Origin of the sequence: Anaerocaecibacter muris, from assembly GCF_943192945.1 — a bacterium.
Lineage (GTDB): Bacteria > Bacillota > Clostridia > Christensenellales > Pumilibacteraceae > Anaerocaecibacter > Anaerocaecibacter muris.
Genome location: NZ_CALPCE010000003.1, coordinates 229,093 through 247,947, shown reverse-complemented (window position 1 = coordinate 247,947; position 18,855 = coordinate 229,093). Strand labels below are relative to the sequence as shown.

Sequence of the window (18,855 nt, the reverse complement as noted above, 5' to 3'; positions counted from 1 at the left end):
TTATGGACGAAATGTTGACGCGCCGAATCCTCGACGATTTGGCGGAAGTTATTGCCATACCCAGCGTGTTCTCCACGCCCGAAGACGGCGCGCCTTACGGCAAGCAGTGCTTGCGCGCGCTCGAATGGTTTGTAGCAAAAGCCCGAGCTTACGGGCTTAAAGCGGAGCTTATCGACGGCGCGTGCGCGTATGCCGAGGTCGGGGAGGGCAAAGAGTGCGTCGGGATTCTCGGACACCTCGACGTCGTGCCCGCCGGCAACGGTTGGGCTACCGACCCGTTTAAGATGGTCGAGGAGAACGGCAAGGTTTACGGCAGGGGTGTTGGCGACGATAAAGGCGCGGTGGTCGTGTGCTTGCACGCGCTCAAAACGCTCGCCGAATCCAAGCAAAAATTAAAGCGACGCGTTCGGCTAATCGTCGGCGCGGATGAGGAGCGCGGCAGTTCGTGTATTCGACGCTACCTCGAAAAGGGCGGCGAGGTGCCCGCAATGTCGTTTGTGCCCGATTCGGAATTCCCCGTTATCAACAGCGAAAAGGGTATCGCGCATATAATTTTGAAGTTTGCGGACGACAAGCTCGCCGAAAATATTTCTTATATTGACGGCGCGGAGTGCGCGAACGCCGTGCCCGATAAATCGAGTTTTAAGATAATAAAGGGCAGTGCGCTCGACAACGCGTTAAAAGAGCTTTGCGGCGGCGCGCCGACGGCGGACGTGTTTAAGACCGCGCCGCTCGCGGAGTATATCGTGTCGGCGGGCAATGCTTTTTCCGATTACGAAATCACCAACGGCGAGTGCGTTACTGTCACCGCTAACGGCACGGCGGAGCATGCGTCCACACCCGAAAAAGGCGATAACGCGTTGTGGAAAACGCTCGGCGCGCTCGCGGCGTTTAATAACGTTATCGGGTCGAAATATTTGGAAAAAATAAGCGGGTATCTGTGCACGCCGCTGGCGAGCAGTAAGCTCGGAATTTACGTGAACGACCCCAAAAGCGGCGATTTGTCCATGTGCCTGTCGCAGGCGCGCATGGTAAACGGCGAGCTGGAACTGTTGATAGACTTCCGACTGCCGCTCGGCGTGACTGCGGAATTTGTCGCGGAACATTTGGAAAAGGCGACGGGCTGTAAAGCGCATGTGCGCGATTATCACGGGAACTTGTATATCGAGGAGGACGCGCCGCTCATTAAGACTTTGCTAAAGGTTTATCGCAAACTTACGGGCGATATGACCGCGCCGCTGAAAGTCGGCGGCGGAACGTATGCTCGGGAATTGCCCAATGCCGTCGCGTTCGGCTGTACACCTGTCGATATAGATATAAACATGCACCGCGCCGACGAGAATTTCCCGATCGCGCAACTGTTTAAAAACTACGAAATTTATCTCGCTGCGGCGATCGAACTTGCCGATTTGTAAGAGTCGGGTGTAAAAACGGCGAGAGAACAAATACTAAAATAAATACAATTAAGGAGATTGGAATCATGATAAAACTCAATCCTACTGCGGAAGAATTTAATGCAATAACTTCGAGCGGCAAAACGCTTGTCGATTTCTGGGCGGGCTGGTGCGGTCCGTGCCGTGCGCAAGCCCCGATTGTCGAGGACTTGGCGAACACGACCGATATAAAACTTGTTAAGATAGACGTGGACGTTGACGACACGTTGCCTATGGATTTTCAGGTGAGCAGTATCCCGACGCTCGTGCTTTTCGAGGACGGTGTTGTCGTGGAACGTTTTGTCGGATTGACAAGCGCGGCGGAAATAAAAAAAGCGTTCGGCATGTAGGATAAGCTGAATTAAGCGACAAAAACGACGCGACGGAAAAGAACAGCCGTCGCGTCGAGATGTTGCGCGCTTAATTTATGCGTTTAAATAAAAAAATATAGTCAAAAATCCTTGCCAAACGCAACAAACTTTGCTATAATAGTTTCTACTGTGGCGGCATAGCTCAGCTGGCTAGAGTACTCGGTTCATACCCGATTGGTCACTGGTTCGAATCCAGTTGCCGCTACCACGAAAAAGACACCCGAAAGGGTGTTTTTTTCGTGGTAGCGGCACTGTATGAGTAGCGCGCCGCAAAAAACTATATATGATAGCGAAAATATATAAAAAACTACAACATATAATACGTGGAAACAGATTCGGCGCGCAGTTCGTTAGGCGCTCGGCAAAGCCGAAGCCCGTGCCGCATTTTGCGGCACAATCCAGTTGTACACCCGAAAGGGTGTTTTTTTCGTGGTAGCGGCACTGTATGAGTAGCGCGCCGCAAAAAACTATATATGATGGCGAAAATATATAAAAAACCACAACACCATAATACGTAAAAACAAATTCGGCGCGCAGTTCGTTAGGCGCTCGGCAAAGCCGAAGCCCGTGCCGCATTTTGCGGCACAATCCGGTTGTACTCCCGAAAGGGTGTTTTTTTCGTGGTAGCGGCACTGTATGAGTAGTGCGCGCTTTTATTTCTATAATATATATTAAAATTCGATTATTAAAACATTGAAATTTGTTTCAGTCCATATTTAAGTTATCATATAAAAATAAATCTGAATTTAAAAATTCGCTGACGGTTATTCCGAATCCGTCCGCAATTGCAACCAATGTTTTTAAATTAACGCCTTTTGCTTTGCCTTTCATAATGCTTTTAACAGTATCGTGCGATAGGCAAGCCTTTTGCTCTAACCGATATTGAGTTAAATTGTTTTCAAGTAATAGTTCTTTAATCCTTATTGCTACCGCTTGGCTGATATTCATAGCAAACCCCCTCGGGTGAAATTTCACCTTTAAGTTTATTATTATTGATAATTTATTTATGGGTTAAATATCACCCAATCGCTTGACTTCTAAATAAATATGGCGTACAATATGGGTTATAAATCACCCATTTAGGAGTTAAACGTTATGAAAAAAATTGTGACTATGCTTTGCGCTGTTTTAATGGCGGTATGTGTTTCGTTTGCGTTCGTCGGTTGCATCGATTTAAATAATGACGACGAAACAAGCAGCGAACTGTCGGTATCTAATGAAAATATATCAATCCAATATTTGTTTTGTTTCTTTTTTGGGGTTTTTGTTCGCGAGTCTATTAAAATCAAAAATATACAAAAAAGTACAAATATTTTTTAAGTTGATATTTGTGTTCCTATATAATTATTGCACACACCTGATTTTTATGGTAAAATATCTTACAATAACTAAGGATTATTTGGAGAAACTATGTATTTTTTTGAAAATGAATCCGTAAGCTTGTACTTACAAGATATGGAAATATTAGAATCATTTCAATCCGATAAACAACAAATCATACTATATCTACATAAAAACTTAGGAAAAATATTAGTTATAAATGGTGAAATTCAACATATAGAATTTTATCAACAGTTTTATCACGAACAACTAGTACATTTACCAATCGCTTTTATTCCGCAAGTAAAGACTGCATTAATTATCGGCGGGGGTTCTTTATTTGCGGCTTACGAAATACTAAAATACCCAACTATAGAAAAAATTGTGTTATGTGATTATGATCATACAGTATTGGATTTAATGGAAAGGTATTATTCGCATGTTAAAGATGTTATTAGCAATCCTAAATTCCATTACATAGAACAAGATGCCCATTCATTTTTATTAGAGCATACCGGAAAGTACGACTTGATTGTTAATGATTGTTTTAATCTTAGCTTAGAAAGCCAATCACATAATAAGTCCTACTATAAACTTTTATTAAATTTTGCTTCCGAAAGAGGTGTATGTACCGATGTTATTTATAAACATATTTTTGAAATCAATACGACCCATGACTCTTTAAAATTATTAAATGATGAGGATATTTCATATAAACTATCACTTATAACAATACCCGAATATCCTGGGATATTTCATTTGCAAACAATATGGAGCGAGAAAGGTGTATTGAAAAATATTATCGAAAAACCTATTAACGAGATTCAAAATAATTTTCTAACGAATAAAAACATAATCCGATACAATATGTATTCGCCTAAACACCTATCATATTATTTCTATATACCTACATTTATTAAAAATTTATTTAATGAAATTAGATGAAAAGCTCAATTCTTTCGTAGGGCATCTTAAAGTGTCGTAAAAGACTTCTACATTATCCCATTGCGGAGAATTGAGTATTTTTTTATTGCAAGTATCGAGTTCTTCACGATTGTTAATATACCCATATTGGACTATAAAAGGTTCTTTGGAAAGATTTGTAGCTGCCCAAGGTGAGCCTAATAATGAACAAGCAGCATGTTTATCGTTAAAAAGCTCGATATTAGATATCTTCAAATACGGTATATTTCTGTAATTATCGGTTTCTAAATTTATACCGGCAGATAAAAACATTCCTTTCGCTATATAACTATGTTGGGTGGGGCAATGAGATAATGTACCCTTTAATCTAACTCGACAACCAAAGAAGTCTTCTTTAAAGAAATTCGGTATTTTATTCAATAAATATTTTGTTGGTATAACCCCTAAAATACCCTCGCCGATATAACCGTACCTAGCATATAAACCAACCAATGTTTCGCCGTTCAAAGAACCTGTTCTTACAGTATCGTCTGAGCCAGCATAAAACTCTAGTTTACTGTATTGCTGAGAGTTGATTTTTCCTTCAAAATCATAAAGAGTATTCCATCTTTTTGCATTTTCAAATGGATCTCGTGGGAATAACTGTACATACGGGGATATTAAACAATCTAATCTTACCGTATCGTTTTCTCCAAGTTTTTGTGAGTTAATACCTCTATGCCATAAATCCAATGGGCAGTCGAAAGAATTCTCTTTGTAGAACTTATTATATACGCAGGCGCCTATAGTTCCCAAAGCGCCTATAAAAGTTTGACCTGCTGCTATTAATAATGATGCAACTATATTGTCCATTCTCCAAATAATCCTTAGTTATTGTAAGGAGAAAATCTGTTTTGGGCAATAGTTATAAGTTATAAATATATCCTACATATTGGATAAGTTTATTGGAATATAGCATTTTCAGTTACTATATATTTATGGGTTATTTATAGGGTTTGGCGAGGTTGATGGGCGACGGGGTGGGGAGTTCGTCGGCATGGGCGAGGCGAAGGGCTGCCATGGATATGACGCGACTGCAACATAGCTCGTTGAGGTTTATTTTGAGATTGGCGCAAATGTTTTCGCGGTTGCAATCCAGGGCATATGACATCGAGTTGGTTACGGTTTTACTCGAGATGTCGTGCGCCTTTGCGATGTGCGTATATATTTGCATGTATCGGCGGCAGGTGAACAGGCTTTTCAGTGCCGCCGCTTCCGCGAGGAACGTAAAGCCTTGCAAGTGTTCGGGCACGCGCATATCTTTCAGTATGGTTTTGGCTCGGTTGAGTAGGAATTTCGGTATTGTCGAATCGGGCATTTGTATTTCTCCTTTGTTCGTTGAAGTTTTTTCAAAGCAAAAACAGTCGAGCGCGCAAAATGTCCCCGACGCTCGGCGGATTAGCGGAATATATTTGCTTGTAAGTGTAAAGGACACACATACGGCTTAAATATAACGGCTTTGATTTTATTTAGCCCGTCGCATTGCGGCGGACGGCTTGACTGATGTCGTTATAAATAGAATATCAAAATTTCACTCGGCGGGCAATTATCGGTCTTTGGGAATATTGTTTGTTTTTGTTTGCTATTGCCACGCCCTCACAATCCCTTGCCGCAAACGCTTTTCGGTTTGTTTCTTTTTTGTTGCGATTTGACACGGCGGAAAATTTGGGCTATACTTTATTTATTATTGCGATAGGAGTTTTGCGTTAATGTCCGAGTTTTGCGGCGCGCCAAAACAATTATGCGACATGACTGTCGAGGAGCTTTGGCAGTTGTTTCCGATAATGCTAACCGCTCACAATGCAGCGTGGTCGGATTGGTACGCGCAAGAGGCGGCGCGGCTTATCCCTTTATTGCCCGACGATACGGACTTGTATCACATCGGCAGTACCGCGGTCGCCGGCATTTGGGCAAAACCGATAATAGATATTCTTGCGGAGATCGATAGCTCGTGCGATTTAAAATCGGTGGCTGCGACCCTTGCGCGAAACGGCTATATAATAATGTTCGCAGGCGACGCGCGCATTTCGCTTAACAAAGGCTACACGCCCGACGGTTTTGCCGAGCGCGTTTTTCATTTGCATTTACAGCACAAAAGCGAAAAAGCCGAGGTGTTGTTCCGCGACTATCTTAACGCGCACCCCGACGTCGCACGAGAATACGAACAACTTAAATTGCGGTTATGGAAGCAGTTTGAGCACGATCGCGACGCGTACACTGCGGCAAAAACCGAGTTTGTCACTAAATACACGAATTTAGCGCGACGCGATAAAACCGAATAAATAGCATTTAACAATAATTACGGCGCGCGAAATTTAATTAAAAAAATTAAAAGTATTTAAAAAATCGCATTGAAATTTTAAAATATGTGTGCTATAATTAACTAATCGTTATCGGGGTAGGAAACCGCAACATATAAATTGTTATATGCGGGCTTCGCGCGGTGAGCGCGGGTTTTTATCGGCGTTAAAAAAACATTGTAGGAAGGTCGGACATGAAAGAAATAATTATCAACGAACTTATGCACCTTATAGGCGTAGCCGTGGCGGTTGTGCTGGGTTTTGCCATAGGGTTCGAGCGCAAGCTGCGCTACAAGGAGGCGGGAATACGCACGCACGCAATCGTGTGCGTGGGCGCGGCGTTAATCATGGTCGTCAGCAAGTACGCGTTTGCGGGCATGGATGCGGACGCTTCGCGCGTTGCGGCGCAAATAGTTTCGGGCGTGGGCTTTTTGGGCGCGGGCATAATCATGCTACGCGGACAAAAAATGCACGGGCTCACCACCGCCGCCGGAATATGGGCGACTGCGGGCGTCGGCATGGCGGCGGGCGCGGGCTTGTACGTCGTCGCTGTCGGCGCGACAATCCTGATAATCGCCGTACAGTGCATTTGCCATATAAATTGCAAACTGTTCAGCACCAAAAAATTCTATCGCGTGCGCATAGCGTTTAAAAACGTCGGCGACGAGAGCAATAAGGTAAAAGAACTGTTTGAAACCGAACACTTTAACAGTCTGTCAATTGCCCGCGACGGCGACCAAACCGTATATCACGCGGTACTCAAAACCGACAAGGAATACTCCTCGCAAACGCTTAACGAAATTATGGAAAACAATCCGTTCATTATTTCCGTCGAGCGTTGCGACGACGAATAAAGTACATAACGCATACAGCCGCTTTGCAGTAAACCAAAGCGGTTGTTTTTTATACGAACGAAAAACGTAGTTAAAAATTTCGTCGATTGTTTTATGATAACAGTTCTTCGTCCGTAAGCGTTTCGGCTATCATTCTTACGGTAATTTCTATGTTTTCCAAAGTTTGCTTAATAGATTTAATTTTCTGTTTACGGCAGTCTGCGTTGTATTCCCAGCGGTCGCATTTTGTTATGCGATCGGGGCAATGAATATCGTTCACTCTCCGACAAAGACAATGCCCTTGCATGATCGCATGAAACTTTTTATCCCATTTTATATAGTGTTGCGCAAAATGCCGACAGTTTGTACAGCTCGGCGGAATAGGATATATTTGATAATCGTCGGTATTGTCAATCATATTAAAATAATAGCACACTTTAAGTGTCGCGTCAAGCAAAATGACACTTAAAGTGTCATTTTAACTATTATATAAATTATATGATATAATACAAATGTGGAACAATTATCTCAAAAATTAAAGGAATTGCGTTTAGAGAAAGGTATGTCGGCGTATGAGGTTTCGTTGGCACTCGGATTGACGCGCAATGCTTACTCTCATTATGAAAACGGTAGGCGATTGCCGTCGCTTACTGTTTTCTTAAAAATATGTACTTTGTTTAATGTGTCGGCAGATTATTTATTAGGGATAACAGACGCGCCGTGAATTTATATTTAACTTCCTGCGGCGGATCGCCTTGATTCCTCGACAGGCTCGGAATGATGGGGGTAAAAGCATTTCTTTTCTATATACACTATCTCTACCAAAGCGCGCACGCTCTATGCTTATAATTTCGACAAAGCGTATAAAGGCGTGTTTTGTTTTTCTTCCCATCATTTCGACCGAAGCGCGGAACGCGCGAAGCGGAGAAATCAAGGCGTAAGCCGCATGGGTGATAATGCTGTATTTTTCTGCGGCGGATCGCTCGGATTGCTCGGCAAGCTCGGAATGATGGGGGTATAGACTTATCTTTTCTATATAGTAAAATCAGCCTATGTAGTACCGCGTAATACGTTTGTAAATTTTCACCCATCACTTTTCGTTATTCACTCGCTTTAAAACGCTTGACAAGGGGGCATAAAATTATCTATAATAAGGAGTACGCGTGAAAATATGCGTACAGGTCTCAATTGCTCTTTATTCGGGTCGCGTACTCGAAGCGGGAGCGGCAATACTACTATAAGGAGGTAGAGTAATATGCCTACGATTAACCAGCTTGTTAGGAAAGGTCGGCAAAAGGTCGAGTATAAGTCCATGAGCCCTATTCTCGATAACAACCCGCAGAAACGCGGCGTGTGCCTTTCGGTTACAACGACCACGCCTAAAAAGCCTAACTCCGCTTTGCGCAAGATCGCTCGTGTGCGGCTTGTCAATAAGATGGAAGGTACGGTTTATATCCCCGGTATCGGACACAACTTGCAGGAACACTCTGTTGTGCTCGTCAGGGGCGGGCGTGTGAAGGACTTGCCGGGTGTGCGATACCACATCATTCGCGGTGCATTAGACACCGCGGGTGTTGCCAAGCGCAAGCAAGCTCGCTCGAAGTACGGCGCTAAAAAAGCGAAGTAATTCAGTACTGTTTCTCTGCGCGCTCACGCGACGCATTGCTGCCGTTTTCGGCGATAACTGCGTTGCAACCGCTTGACGTAGCGCTGCTACGACTGCGCGGTTGCGCCTTGTTCTCGCTCGCAAACGCCGACGCAATCCGTTCGCGCCGCGCTTGTTCGACAGTACGTGCGCTATGTTTGTCTTAATTATTATTTTAGTCAGGCATAGGCGAATACTTTGTTCTTTGGCGCAAGCAATCGCTTTTCATTATTATATATAAAGGAAAGCGCGACGCGGGGCGGACATGCCCCGAAAAAATTTGAATAAGGAGATTATCATGCCGAGAAGAAGCGGTGTCCCCAAACGGGACGTTTTACCCGACCCTATATATAACAGCAAAGTCGTTACCAAGCTCGTCAATCAGGTTATGCAAGACGGCAAAAAGGGTACGGCACAGGCTATTGTTTACGACGCTTTTTCCATTATTAAGGAAAAGACGTCGCTCGAACCGGTTGACGTTTTTAATCAAGCAATGACAAACGTTAAGCCGCAGTTGGAAGTTAAGGCGCGCAGAGTAGGCGGTTCGACCTATCAGGTTCCGCTGGAAATCCGTGCCGACCGTCAGCAGACGCTCGCCATACGTTGGATTGTTTCGTTCGCTCGCAAGCGCGGCGAAAAGACCATGGACGAACGGCTCGCGGGCGAGCTTATCGACGCGTACAACAACACCGGCGCGTCGGTCAAGCGCAAAGAGGAAATGCACAGAGTGGCAGAAGCCAACAAGGCGTTCGCGCATTTCCGTTGGTAATATAACCGATTCACAAGCGTTCGTGCGACATCTTGCTGTCGTTTTGTGCGATAACTGCGTTGCGCCCGCTTGTCGTATAGTGAACATACGACGGCGCGGACGCGCCTTGTTCTCGGCGCAAAACGCCGACGCAAATATTGTCGCGTCACGCTTGCTCATCGGTTTCTGCTAATATCGTATACAATTTAAGTTTAGTAAGGCGGCATAGCCGCTCCGTAATTCCGAACGTCGCATTGCGAGTTCCGAATTTAATAAGAGGAAATTATTATGGCAAGACAATTTGCATTGGAAAACACGCGTAACATCGGTATCATGGCGCATATCGACGCGGGCAAGACCACTACTTCCGAGCGTATTTTGTTCTATACGGGCAAGGTGCACAAGATTGGCGAGGTTCACGACGGCGGCGCGACCATGGACTGGATGGTTCAGGAGCAGGAACGCGGCATTACCATTACTTCCGCCGCTACCACCACGCAGTGGCGCACCTCTCCCGACGCGCCTATGACGCGCATCAATCTTATAGACACGCCGGGGCACGTTGACTTTACGGTCGAGGTCGAGCGTTCGCTTAAAGTTCTCGACGGTGCGGTTGCGGTGTTCTGCGCAAAAGGCGGCGTCGAGCCGCAGTCCGAAACCGTTTGGCGGCAGGCGGACAAGTACGGCGTGCCGCGTATCGCTTACGTCAACAAGATGGACATCAACGGCGCGAACTTCTTTAACGTGCTTAAAATGATGAAAGATCGGTTGGGCGCGCACCCCGTCGCGTTGCAGATTCCCGTCGGCAAGGAAGACACGTTTAAAGGCATGATCGACCTTGTGACCATGAAAGCGGAAATTTACGAGGACGAGCTCGGCAACGTTATCAACGAAACCGAAATCCCCGCCGACATGAAGGCGCAGGCGGAAGAATACCGCCAGATCCTTTTGGAAGCGGTTGCGGAAACAGACGACGCGCTTATGGAAAAATTCTTTGCGGGCGAAGAATTGTCCGTCGAGGAAATTCGCAATGCCGTGCGCAAAGCGACCATCGGCATGACCATGAACCCCGTGTTCTGCGGTTCGTCGTATAAAAACAAAGGCGTGCAAAAACTTTTGGACGCGGTTGTTTACTATCTGCCCAGCCCGCTCGACATTGCCAACATTAAAGGCACGGATAAGAGCGGCGCGGAAGTCGAGCGCAAGACCGACGACAAAGAGCCGTTCTCGGGCTTGGCGTTCAAGATTGCCGCCGACCCTTTCGTCGGTAAGCTCGCGTTCTTCCGTTGTTACAGCGGCGTATGCCCCGCGGGGTCGTACGTGCTCAACTCGACAAAGGATAAAAAAGAGCGTATCGGCAGACTTTTGCTTATGCACTCCAATTCCCGTACCGATATCGAAGAAGTCCGCGCTGGCGATATTTGCGCGATAGTCGGACTTAAAGACACGACCACGGGCGACACGCTCTGCGACGTTTCGCACCCCATTATTTTGGAGAGCATGGAGTTCCCCGAACCCGTTATTCGCGTCGCTATCGAGCCCAAGACCAAAGCCGGTCAGGAAAAAATGACCATGGCGCTTATCAAACTCGCCGAGGAAGACCCGACTTTCAAGACATATACCGATCAGGAAACGGGTCAGACCATTATCGCGGGTATGGGCGAGCTGCACCTCGACATAATTGTCGATCGCTTGCTCCGCGAATTCAAGGTCGAAGCCAACGTCGGCAAACCGCAGGTCGCTTACCGCGAAACCATCCGCAAGAAGATCGAGGCGGAAGGCAAGTATATCCGTCAGTCGGGCGGTAAAGGTCAGTACGGTCACTGTAAGGTCATTATGGAGCCGCTCGAACAGGGTCAAGGCTATGTGTTCGAGGATAAGACCGTCGGCGGGTCCGTTCCCAAGGAGTATATCCCTGCGGTCGATAACGGTATTCAGGAAGCGCGCATGAGCGGTATCCTTGCCGGTTACGAATGTGTTGACTTTAAAGTCACGCTTTACGACGGAAGCTATCACGAGGTTGACTCCTCCGAAATGGCGTTCAAAATTGCCGGTTCCATGGCGTTTAAAGACGGCATGAAAAAAGGCGACGCGTACTTGCTCGAACCTATCATGAAAGTGGACGTAACTTTGCCCGACGAATACTTGGGCGACGTTATGGGCAATGTTAGCTCGCGTCGCGGCACGATTTTCGGCACAGACCTTAACAACGGCAGTCAGATTATCCACGCGGAAATCCCGCTGTCCGAAATGTTCGGGTACGCGACCGACCTTCGTTCGCGCACGCAGGGCCGCGGCAACTACACCATGCAGTTCGACCACTATGCCGAAGTTCCGCGCAACATAGCGGAAAAGGTTATCGGCGAACGCGCCAAAGCTAACGCTTAAATCTTTATTACGTTTTCTATATAGCGCGCGTCGCCTTACTGCGCGTTAAAATCTTTTGGAAATCACCGTTAAAACGGTTGAGATTTTAGTAAAAGAGTGTTATAATAAGGCAAATAAATAAAAAAAGATTCTCTTGGAGGATATTTAAAAATGGCAAAGGCAAAATTTGACAGAAGCAAACCGCACGTCAACATTGGTACCATCGGTCACGTTGACCACGGCAAAACCACTTTGACCGCGGCAATCACCATGGTTCTTGCGGCGAAAGGCTTGGCGGAACAAATGCGTTACGACCAGATCGACAAAGCGCCGGAAGAGAAAGCGCGCGGAATTACCATTAACACTTCGCACGTCGAGTATCAGACGGAAAACCGTCACTACGCGCACGTTGACTGCCCGGGGCACGCGGACTATGTTAAAAACATGATTACCGGCGCGGCGCAGATGGACGGCGCAATCCTCGTTGTTGCGGCGACCGACGGCGTTATGCCCCAGACCCGTGAGCACATCGTTCTCGCGCGTCAGGTCGGTGTTCCGAAAATCGCTGTTTTCATGAACAAAACCGATCAAGTAGACGACGAAGAAATGCTTGACCTCGTCGATATGGAAGTTCGCGAACTTCTTTCCAAGTACGGCTTCGACGGCGACGGCGCGCCCGTTGTACGCGGCTCGGCGCTCAAAGCGTTGGAAGCGGCGCAGAACGGCAAAGCGGACGATCCCGCTTGCAACTGCATTATGGAACTCATGGCGGCGGTTGACGAGTATATCCCGACCCCTGAACGCGACGTGGATAAACCTTTCCTTATGCCCGTCGAGGACATCTTCACGATTACCGGTCGCGGCACCGTTGCTACCGGCCGTGTAGAACGCGGATCCATCAAAGTCGGCGACCCCGTAGAAATCGTCGGTATCAGAGCGACGAAGAGCTCGGTTGTTACCGGTATCGAAATGTTCCGCAAATCGCTTGACTTCGCGCAGAGCGGCGACAACGCCGGTATCCTTTTGCGCGGCGTTGACCGTAAAGACATCGAGCGCGGACAGGTTATCGCCAAACCCGGTTCGATCACCCCGCACACGGAATTCAAAGCCGAGGTGTACGTGCTTAAAAAGGAAGAGGGTGGACGTCATACTCCGTTCTTCAATGGCTACCGTCCGCAGTTCTACTTCCGCACGACCGACGTTACCGGCTTGGTCGAATTGCCGAAGGGCATCGAAATGGTTACCCCGGGCGACAACGTAACGATGACCGTCACGCTTATCCACCCGATCGCGGCGGAAAAAGGCTTGCGCTTCGCTATCCGCGAAGGCGGCAGAACGGTTGGCTCGGGCGTTATCACCGAGATCATCAAATAAGTCAATTAACAATATCATAAAACAAAAAGAACGACTTTTCCATCGAAAGGTCGTTTTTTTGTTGGATAATTCGTTGCGTTTGATCGGGTTGATAAGCCTGTATTGCCTCGCGCCGCTGAAAATATTTAAAACGATAAGACACGAAAAGACCAAACATTGACTAAACGCAAGGCAAAAAAGTATAATGGGTATAAGTAAATGTCAAATAATAAAGAGCAAAGACATGTACAAAAATATAATCCAAACGAATATAACAACGCCGTGCTGTGCGAGGTATGCGGCAATATTACGTTTGCGGATGATTACGGTAATACGGATAAATGCCCGAATTGCGGGTGGATGGGTTGTAGTGGCGACGAGTTGATGGAGAAATGGCATGGAATAGGCTATCCAATGCTTGTGCCGCTATCGCGCGCCCGCGAACAATATAAAGCAGGTCAAAAATTCAAGGCTACGTTTGAGGACTTTATAAACGGGTTGAATTGGTACAAAGAAATGCTGTTTTGGTATAACAACAAGTATTATGCCGTGCGTTATCGCGATATGGGAATATTTTTTGAAAATAAAGAAACGAAACGAATTTATAAGAGCGTAGACGATTTCGTCGCGCAAGCGAATATCGACGGAGTTTTGCTTAAAGACCTTTGGGGCTAAGTGGTGCACCCGTGCTTTATGTATTGCGGCGTTCAAGGTGATTACGATAATCCGCCCGAGGATTAAATTATTAAAGTGTGGCAAAGTTAACATTGTCATAAAATAAAAATAGTTATGATTTTATGGTCTTGACAAGGTGTGTTATACTGTGCTTGAGGGAAATATTATACTCTCTAAAACGGAATCTTTGCGGTTTCCGTTTTTTGTTGCCCAAAAAGGAGGAGTTTACGGTGACAAAAGTAAGGCGCATTGACAATACACAAGGAGGAATGATATAATGGGTGCGGGAGGATTGCCAAGCGGTGGCGTTTTAAAGGTTGACAGCGAACATAAAGGACTTCTGAAAAAGGTGGAACACATAAATTCGCGGTATGATTTGTATGTTGACGGTAGAAGAAAACAAAGTCGATGGTATGACTCAAATGGGGTTGTGGTGAGAAACAGAGATTATTTTCATTCGGATCCAAAGGGTGATCATAAGTTTCCACACGATCATAGATGGGAACAAGTAAACGGAAACACTGTACGAATATCAACGAATCTGGATCCCGATTACGAGCATTATAATTCCGACGAGGTGTAGCTATATGGAAAAGAAATATAATCCACATGAATATAACAACGCAGTGCCGTGCGAGGTATGTGGACAGCTTACGTTTGTAGATGATTACGGTAATAGCGGTAAATGCAAACACTGTGGTTGGCGTCAGTGTGTAGATAACAAAGATATGGATATAAAACAAGGGATTAGTTATCCAATGCTTGTGCCGCTATCGCGCGCCCGTGAACAGTACAAAGCAGGGCAAAAGTTTAAAGCGACATTCGATGATTTTATAAACGGGTTGATGTTCTATTCGGAAATGTTATTTTGGCATCATGGTTTAGTGCATGAAGTATATACGAAAATGAAAAGTCAAGATTTGGAAGCGTATGTTTCTGGTGACTGTATTGTGGTTTTTTGTAGCAAAGAAATTAAGCAAGAATACAACCATTTAAATGAATTTCGCGATAAAGCCAACATCGACGGAGTTTTGCTTAAAGACCTTTGGGGCGAAGTGGTGCACCCGTGCTTTATGTATTGCGGCGTCGAAGGGGATTACGATAATCCGCCCGAGGATTAAAAAGGAGATAAATAAATGAAAGAATTAACCGAATATGAAATACAAAAGGCTAAACATAAGCGGCTATTGGTGCGAAACGAATATCGCGGCATAGGCAAGTATGATATTCCGATTGTGCGCAAACAGCAAATCGACATAAACAAAATAAAGTTTTTGGATTACACTAAAACAAAAATTAACGATATTGAAAATGCACACAAAACGGTGCATTTTTTTATGCACGATTGGAAGTTCGATAGGGTTTACGATAAGCCGTATGACGAGGCGGAAAAATTAAGACAATACTTTGCTATTCTAACGCCCGATTTCAGTTTGTTTACCGATATGCCGCTCGCGCTACAAATAGAGAGCGTATTTAAAAATCGTTGGTGCGGCGCGTATTGGCAAAGTCAAGGATTGAACGTAATTCCCACTGTGGCGTGGGGCGACGCGCGCACGTTCGAGTTTTGTTTCGACGGGATAGAGCAGGGCTCGATTGTTGCGGTCTGTACATATTACCGTGAAAATTGCGAGGACGATTTTATGCCGGGATATAACGAAATGATAAAACGGATAAAACCGAGCGCGATAATTTGTTACGACGAGCCGTTTGCCGAAATGACGGGGAACATCAAATCTTTTCTACCTACTCAATACGAATGGACGGAAAAACTGGACTGGAAAGAAAAAGCTAAATTCCTGATAGAAAAAAATTCGCGGTATAAGTTAAATACATAAAATCAGAGTAACAGTGATGTAATAATTTTTCGTTAAATAAGCGCGTTAGTAAAGACCGCCGTAAGGCGGTTTTTTACATTGCGCGAAACGTATTCGGGCGCGTGATTTCGCGCAGGCGGAAATTTGCGAGGGCGGTTTAGACGGGCGTAAATTTAAGGAAATTTTAAAGATTATCGCGTGGGATTTGGTGTATAATGTATGTATCATATAATCAGCGGGACGAAAAATTATGAAGTTCGACTGTCTTATAATAGACGACGAAAAATTACTTGCCGACAGCACCGCCGAATATTTTAACCTGTTCGGGGTCAAGACCGCGGTCGCATACTCGGTTGCGGATTGCGACGCGTTTATGCGCGATCACTCGGCGGCTCTTTTATTGCTCGATATAAATCTATCCGACGGGAGCGGGTTTGCGCTGTGCAAGACCTTGCGCGCAACGACGGACATACCCATTCTGTTTATATCCGCGCGCACGAGCGACGACGACAAGATTGTCGCGCTGGGCATAGGCGGCGACGACTATATCCAAAAGCCGTACTCGCTGGGCGTGCTGTGCGCCAAGGTTAAAGCCGTGCTCAAACGCTATGACAAGCGCGGCGACGCGCGGTTCGACGACGGGCGAATTTTTGTGGACATACCCGCCAAGCGCGTGACGGTGGACGGCGCGCCCGTCAAGCTGACGTCGCTCGAATTCAGACTGCTCGCGTATCTTATACAAAACGCCGATCGCGTCGTGACCAAGCGCGAACTGTTCGACAACGTATGGCACGACAAATTCACCGGCGACGGCACGCTCAACGTGCACGTGCGAAAATTGCGCGAGGCTATAGAACGCGACCCCAACAATCCGCAATATATAATCACGGCGTGGGGCGACGGTTATTGTTTTGTTTCGGGAGCGGGCGAGAGATGAGGCGTTACTTATTCATATCGGGCGTTGCCGCGCTGTTCGTCGCGGAAATAATCGCGCTAATAGTGTTTGCGTGCGTCACGACAGAAACGCGACAGGACGCGGTCGCCGTCAACGAGGTCGCGCAAACCGTCGCCGTCGATTTCGCCGACATGCGCAATCATAAAAACAAAACGTCGCTCGACTATACGGTCATAGACGCGGACGGCAATGTCGTATACCGCACGCGGAGCGGGTTGAGCGAAACGCTTACAGAGGCGATAGCGCACCGCGACACGATTATCGACGCGGAAGTAAACGGCGAAACTGTCGGCAAGATAATAATTTACAATACGTCGTCGAGTGCGGCGGTTGCCCGTCGGCGCGCGGTTATAATCTTTATTGCCGTGGCGGTCGTTGCGCAACTGGGCTTGTGCGCGGCGTATTTTTACTATGTGCGCCGCACGATAGTCAAGCCGTTTTACGGGCTTAAAGGCTTTGCAGAGCGAGTTGCCGGCGGCAATCTGGATATTCCGCTCGAAATGGACAGGCAAAACGTGTTCGGCGCGTTCACGGAAAGTTTCGACCTTATGCGGTCGGAGCTGAAAAAAGCGCGCATTGCTGAAGCGCGCGCCAACGCGAGCAAAAAGGAACTTGTTGCAAAGCTGTCGCACGACATAAAAACGCCCATAGCAAGCATAAAAGCCGTTGCGGAAGTGGGCGCGGCGCAGTCGTCCGACGACAGGGATTGCGAACGCTATGCGCGAATAACCGAAAAAGCCGACCTTGTCAACGCGCTTGTATCCAACCTGTTCACGGCGACTTTGGAGGAGTTGGACAAACTGACGGTGTCGCCCGCCGACATTGACAGCGCGGATCTTGTCGCGCTCATACAAAACGCGGACTATAAACGCCGCGCGGCGTTGCCCGAAATTCCGTCCGTGATGGTGGTCGCGGACAAACTTCGGTTACAGCAGGTGTTCGACAACGTTTTTGCCAATTCGTACAAGTACGCCGACACGCCTGTATCCTTAACGGCAGAGTTACGGGACGGGCGGCTGAATATCGCGGCGGAGGACGAGGGCGGCGGCGTTGCGGCGGAAGAACTGCCGCGCCTCAAAGAAAAATTCATGCGCGGCGGTAACTGCGCGGGCATAGACGGGGCGGGGTTGGGCTTGTATATTTCGGACAGGTTTATGACGGAAATGCACGGCGCGCTTATAATAGAGAACGGCGATCGCGGTTTGCGCGTCACGGTTTCGCTTGCGACGAGCGGCGCGAATTTAAGAAATAATTAAGAAATCGTTAAAGACGGTTAATATTATAGAGCGTATAATCGAGGCGTAAAGGAGAAAACCGTGAATAAAGTTTTATTGAAAACCGAAAATTTGAGCAAGTCGTTTTCCAACGGCGGCGAGCTTCAACACGTCCTCAAAAATATTAACCTCGAACTGTACGAGGGTGATTTTACCGTTATAATGGGCGCGAGCGGCGCGGGCAAGTCCACGCTTTTATACGCGCTATCGGGCATGGACACGCCGTCGCTGGGCGCGGTCACGTTCGGCGACAAGGTAATATCGGACATGTCGCAGGACGGGTTGGCGGTGTTTCGCCGCGAACACTGCGGGTTTGTGTTTCAGCAAATTTATCTTATAGACGGCATGAGCGTTACGGACAACGTGTTGACGGCTGGCTTGCTTGTAAGCAAGGACAAAAAGGCGGTTGTACGGCGCGCACGCGAACTGTTTGCGGCGGTCGGCATATCAGAGCAAACGCAAAAAAAGTTCCCCTCGCAACTGTCGGGCGGCGAAGCGCAACGCGTCGGCATAGTGCGCGCTCTTATCAATTCGCCCGAAATACTGTTCGCCGACGAACCGACGGGCGCGCTCAACTCGCAGACGGGCTTGGACGTTTTGGGCGTGCTGACGGAATTTAATTCGCGCGGGCAAAGCGTGGTCATGGTCACGCACGACATACGTTCGGCGCGGCGCGGCAACCGCATAGTGTACTTAAAAGACGGCGTGATTTTGGGCGAGTGCGATCTGGGCAAATACGAGCACGGCGACGCGGCGCGGCACGAAAAGCTGTCTGCGTTTTTGCGCGACATGGGGTGGTAG

20 protein-coding genes and 1 tRNA gene are annotated in these 18,855 nt (G+C 47.0%); 17 read left to right on the top strand and 4 right to left on the bottom strand.

Annotation, left to right across the window (positions count from 1 at the left end):
• Window positions 1-2 precede the first annotated feature (2 nt).
• The 3 genes from NFR57_RS04215 to NFR57_RS04205 all read left to right on the top strand — a co-directional run bounded on the left by NFR57_RS04215 (window position 3) and on the right by NFR57_RS04205 (window position 2,012).
• Window positions 3-1,415: a Sapep family Mn(2+)-dependent dipeptidase gene (locus NFR57_RS04215; RefSeq protein WP_251182586.1), complete on the top strand. Its 1,413-nt coding sequence runs from the start codon at window positions 3-5 to the stop codon at window positions 1,413-1,415.
• 65 nt (window positions 1,416-1,480) lie between these two features.
• Window positions 1,481-1,783 (top strand): thioredoxin family protein, encoded by a 303-nt coding sequence (locus NFR57_RS04210; protein ID WP_251182585.1) that lies wholly within the window; start codon window positions 1,481-1,483, stop codon window positions 1,781-1,783.
• Window positions 1,784-1,935: 152 nt separating this feature from the next.
• Window positions 1,936-2,012 (top strand) — tRNA-Met (locus NFR57_RS04205).
• Window positions 2,013-2,509: 497 nt separating this feature from the next.
• Here NFR57_RS04205 and NFR57_RS04200 read toward each other — a convergent pair.
• A complete protein-coding gene (locus tag NFR57_RS04200) occupies window positions 2,510-2,752 on the bottom strand; it encodes a helix-turn-helix domain-containing protein (RefSeq protein WP_251182584.1) in 243 nt (80 codons plus the stop codon).
• A gap of 507 nt (window positions 2,753-3,259) precedes the next feature.
• Here NFR57_RS04200 and NFR57_RS04195 point away from each other — a divergent pair.
• Window positions 3,260-4,069, top strand: a complete 810-nt coding sequence (locus NFR57_RS04195) for a spermine/spermidine synthase domain-containing protein (RefSeq protein ID WP_251182583.1) — start codon at window positions 3,260-3,262, stop codon at window positions 4,067-4,069.
• Here the strand turns inward: NFR57_RS04195 and NFR57_RS04190 are convergent.
• Both NFR57_RS04190 and NFR57_RS04185 read right to left on the bottom strand, forming a co-directional pair.
• A complete protein-coding gene (locus tag NFR57_RS04190; protein ID WP_251182582.1) occupies window positions 4,049-4,900 on the bottom strand; it encodes a hypothetical protein in 852 nt (283 codons plus the stop codon). The genes NFR57_RS04195 and NFR57_RS04190 overlap by 21 nt on opposite strands.
• Before the next feature lie 130 nt (window positions 4,901-5,030).
• On the bottom strand, window positions 5,031-5,405 hold the full coding sequence (locus NFR57_RS04185; RefSeq protein WP_251182581.1) for a hypothetical protein: 375 nt from the start codon (window positions 5,403-5,405) through the stop codon (window positions 5,031-5,033).
• A 391-nt stretch (window positions 5,406-5,796) separates the two neighbouring features.
• On the opposite strand from NFR57_RS04185, the gene NFR57_RS04180 reads away from it, so the two are divergent.
• Both NFR57_RS04180 and NFR57_RS04175 read left to right on the top strand, forming a co-directional pair.
• Window positions 5,797-6,369, top strand: a complete 573-nt coding sequence (locus NFR57_RS04180; RefSeq protein WP_251182580.1) for a GrpB family protein — start codon at window positions 5,797-5,799, stop codon at window positions 6,367-6,369.
• 212 nt (window positions 6,370-6,581) lie between these two features.
• Window positions 6,582-7,241 (top strand): MgtC/SapB family protein, encoded by a 660-nt coding sequence (locus NFR57_RS04175; RefSeq protein WP_251182579.1) that lies wholly within the window; start codon window positions 6,582-6,584, stop codon window positions 7,239-7,241.
• A gap of 91 nt (window positions 7,242-7,332) precedes the next feature.
• On the opposite strand, the gene NFR57_RS04170 is transcribed toward NFR57_RS04175, so the two are convergent.
• Window positions 7,333-7,638 (bottom strand): hypothetical protein, encoded by a 306-nt coding sequence (locus NFR57_RS04170; protein ID WP_251182578.1) that lies wholly within the window; start codon window positions 7,636-7,638, stop codon window positions 7,333-7,335.
• Window positions 7,639-7,734: 96 nt separating this feature from the next.
• Here NFR57_RS04170 and NFR57_RS04165 point away from each other — a divergent pair, with 96 nt between their 5' ends.
• The 11 genes from NFR57_RS04165 (at window position 7,735) to NFR57_RS04115 (ending at window position 18,855) form a co-directional block, all read left to right on the top strand.
• The gene (locus NFR57_RS04165; RefSeq protein ID WP_251182577.1) at window positions 7,735-7,944 is read left to right on the top strand and encodes a helix-turn-helix domain-containing protein; all 210 of its coding nucleotides are present in this window, start codon (window positions 7,735-7,737) and stop codon (window positions 7,942-7,944) included.
• A gap of 531 nt (window positions 7,945-8,475) precedes the next feature.
• Window positions 8,476-8,847, top strand: coding sequence for a 30S ribosomal protein S12 (rpsL, locus tag NFR57_RS04160; protein ID WP_251182576.1), 372 nt, complete (start codon window positions 8,476-8,478; stop codon window positions 8,845-8,847).
• 316 nt (window positions 8,848-9,163) lie between these two features.
• On the top strand, window positions 9,164-9,634 hold the full coding sequence (gene rpsG / locus NFR57_RS04155; RefSeq protein ID WP_251182575.1) for a 30S ribosomal protein S7: 471 nt from the start codon (window positions 9,164-9,166) through the stop codon (window positions 9,632-9,634).
• Window positions 9,635-9,901: 267 nt separating this feature from the next.
• On the top strand, window positions 9,902-12,001 hold the full coding sequence (fusA, locus tag NFR57_RS04150) for an elongation factor G (protein WP_251182574.1): 2,100 nt from the start codon (window positions 9,902-9,904) through the stop codon (window positions 11,999-12,001).
• A gap of 150 nt (window positions 12,002-12,151) precedes the next feature.
• Complete coding sequence (gene tuf, locus NFR57_RS04145; protein ID WP_251182573.1) at window positions 12,152-13,354, top strand: elongation factor Tu; 1,203 nt, start codon at window positions 12,152-12,154, stop codon at window positions 13,352-13,354.
• 198 nt (window positions 13,355-13,552) lie between these two features.
• Window positions 13,553-14,008 carry a hypothetical protein gene (locus NFR57_RS04140; RefSeq protein ID WP_251182572.1) on the top strand — a complete coding sequence of 152 codons (456 nt, stop codon included), beginning with the start codon at window positions 13,553-13,555 and terminating at the stop codon, window positions 14,006-14,008.
• Between the two features lie 587 nt (window positions 14,009-14,595).
• Window positions 14,596-15,129 (top strand): hypothetical protein, encoded by a 534-nt coding sequence (locus NFR57_RS04135; protein ID WP_251182571.1) that lies wholly within the window; start codon window positions 14,596-14,598, stop codon window positions 15,127-15,129.
• A gap of 15 nt (window positions 15,130-15,144) precedes the next feature.
• Entirely contained in the window at window positions 15,145-15,846 is a 702-nt protein-coding gene (locus tag NFR57_RS04130; protein ID WP_251182570.1) for a DUF4417 domain-containing protein, read from the top strand.
• A gap of 229 nt (window positions 15,847-16,075) precedes the next feature.
• Window positions 16,076-16,762 (top strand): response regulator transcription factor, encoded by a 687-nt coding sequence (locus tag NFR57_RS04125; RefSeq protein WP_251182569.1) that lies wholly within the window; start codon window positions 16,076-16,078, stop codon window positions 16,760-16,762.
• Window positions 16,759-18,036, top strand: a complete 1,278-nt coding sequence (locus NFR57_RS04120; RefSeq protein ID WP_251182568.1) for a HAMP domain-containing sensor histidine kinase — start codon at window positions 16,759-16,761, stop codon at window positions 18,034-18,036. The genes NFR57_RS04125 and NFR57_RS04120 overlap by 4 nt, the downstream gene beginning before the upstream one ends.
• 60 nt (window positions 18,037-18,096) lie before the next feature.
• Window positions 18,097-18,855, top strand: coding sequence for an ABC transporter ATP-binding protein (locus tag NFR57_RS04115; RefSeq protein WP_251182567.1), 759 nt, complete (start codon window positions 18,097-18,099; stop codon window positions 18,853-18,855).

Excerpts from the sequence above, each read along its gene's own strand:
- NFR57_RS04215 (WP_251182586.1), top strand. The coding sequence starts at position 3 with ATGGACGAAATGTTGACGCGCCGAATCCTCGACGATTTGGCGGAAGTT.
- NFR57_RS04210 (WP_251182585.1), top strand. The coding sequence starts at position 1,481 with ATGATAAAACTCAATCCTACTGCGGAAGAATTTAATGCAATAACTTCG.
- NFR57_RS04200 (WP_251182584.1), bottom strand. The coding sequence starts at position 2,752 with ATGAATATCAGCCAAGCGGTAGCAATAAGGATTAAAGAACTATTACTT.
- NFR57_RS04195 (WP_251182583.1), top strand. The coding sequence starts at position 3,260 with ATGGAAATATTAGAATCATTTCAATCCGATAAACAACAAATCATACTA.
- NFR57_RS04190 (WP_251182582.1), bottom strand. The coding sequence starts at position 4,900 with ATGGACAATATAGTTGCATCATTATTAATAGCAGCAGGTCAAACTTTT.
- NFR57_RS04185 (WP_251182581.1), bottom strand. The coding sequence starts at position 5,405 with ATGCCCGATTCGACAATACCGAAATTCCTACTCAACCGAGCCAAAACC.
- NFR57_RS04180 (WP_251182580.1), top strand. The coding sequence starts at position 5,797 with ATGTCCGAGTTTTGCGGCGCGCCAAAACAATTATGCGACATGACTGTC.
- NFR57_RS04175 (WP_251182579.1), top strand. The coding sequence starts at position 6,582 with ATGAAAGAAATAATTATCAACGAACTTATGCACCTTATAGGCGTAGCC.
- NFR57_RS04170 (WP_251182578.1), bottom strand. The coding sequence starts at position 7,638 with ATGATTGACAATACCGACGATTATCAAATATATCCTATTCCGCCGAGC.
- rpsL (WP_251182576.1), top strand. The coding sequence starts at position 8,476 with ATGCCTACGATTAACCAGCTTGTTAGGAAAGGTCGGCAAAAGGTCGAG.
- rpsG (WP_251182575.1), top strand. The coding sequence starts at position 9,164 with ATGCCGAGAAGAAGCGGTGTCCCCAAACGGGACGTTTTACCCGACCCT.
- fusA (WP_251182574.1), top strand. The coding sequence starts at position 9,902 with ATGGCAAGACAATTTGCATTGGAAAACACGCGTAACATCGGTATCATG.
- tuf (WP_251182573.1), top strand. The coding sequence starts at position 12,152 with ATGGCAAAGGCAAAATTTGACAGAAGCAAACCGCACGTCAACATTGGT.
- NFR57_RS04140 (WP_251182572.1), top strand. The coding sequence starts at position 13,553 with ATGTCAAATAATAAAGAGCAAAGACATGTACAAAAATATAATCCAAAC.
- NFR57_RS04135 (WP_251182571.1), top strand. The coding sequence starts at position 14,596 with ATGGAAAAGAAATATAATCCACATGAATATAACAACGCAGTGCCGTGC.
- NFR57_RS04130 (WP_251182570.1), top strand. The coding sequence starts at position 15,145 with ATGAAAGAATTAACCGAATATGAAATACAAAAGGCTAAACATAAGCGG.
- NFR57_RS04125 (WP_251182569.1), top strand. The coding sequence starts at position 16,076 with ATGAAGTTCGACTGTCTTATAATAGACGACGAAAAATTACTTGCCGAC.
- NFR57_RS04120 (WP_251182568.1), top strand. The coding sequence starts at position 16,759 with ATGAGGCGTTACTTATTCATATCGGGCGTTGCCGCGCTGTTCGTCGCG.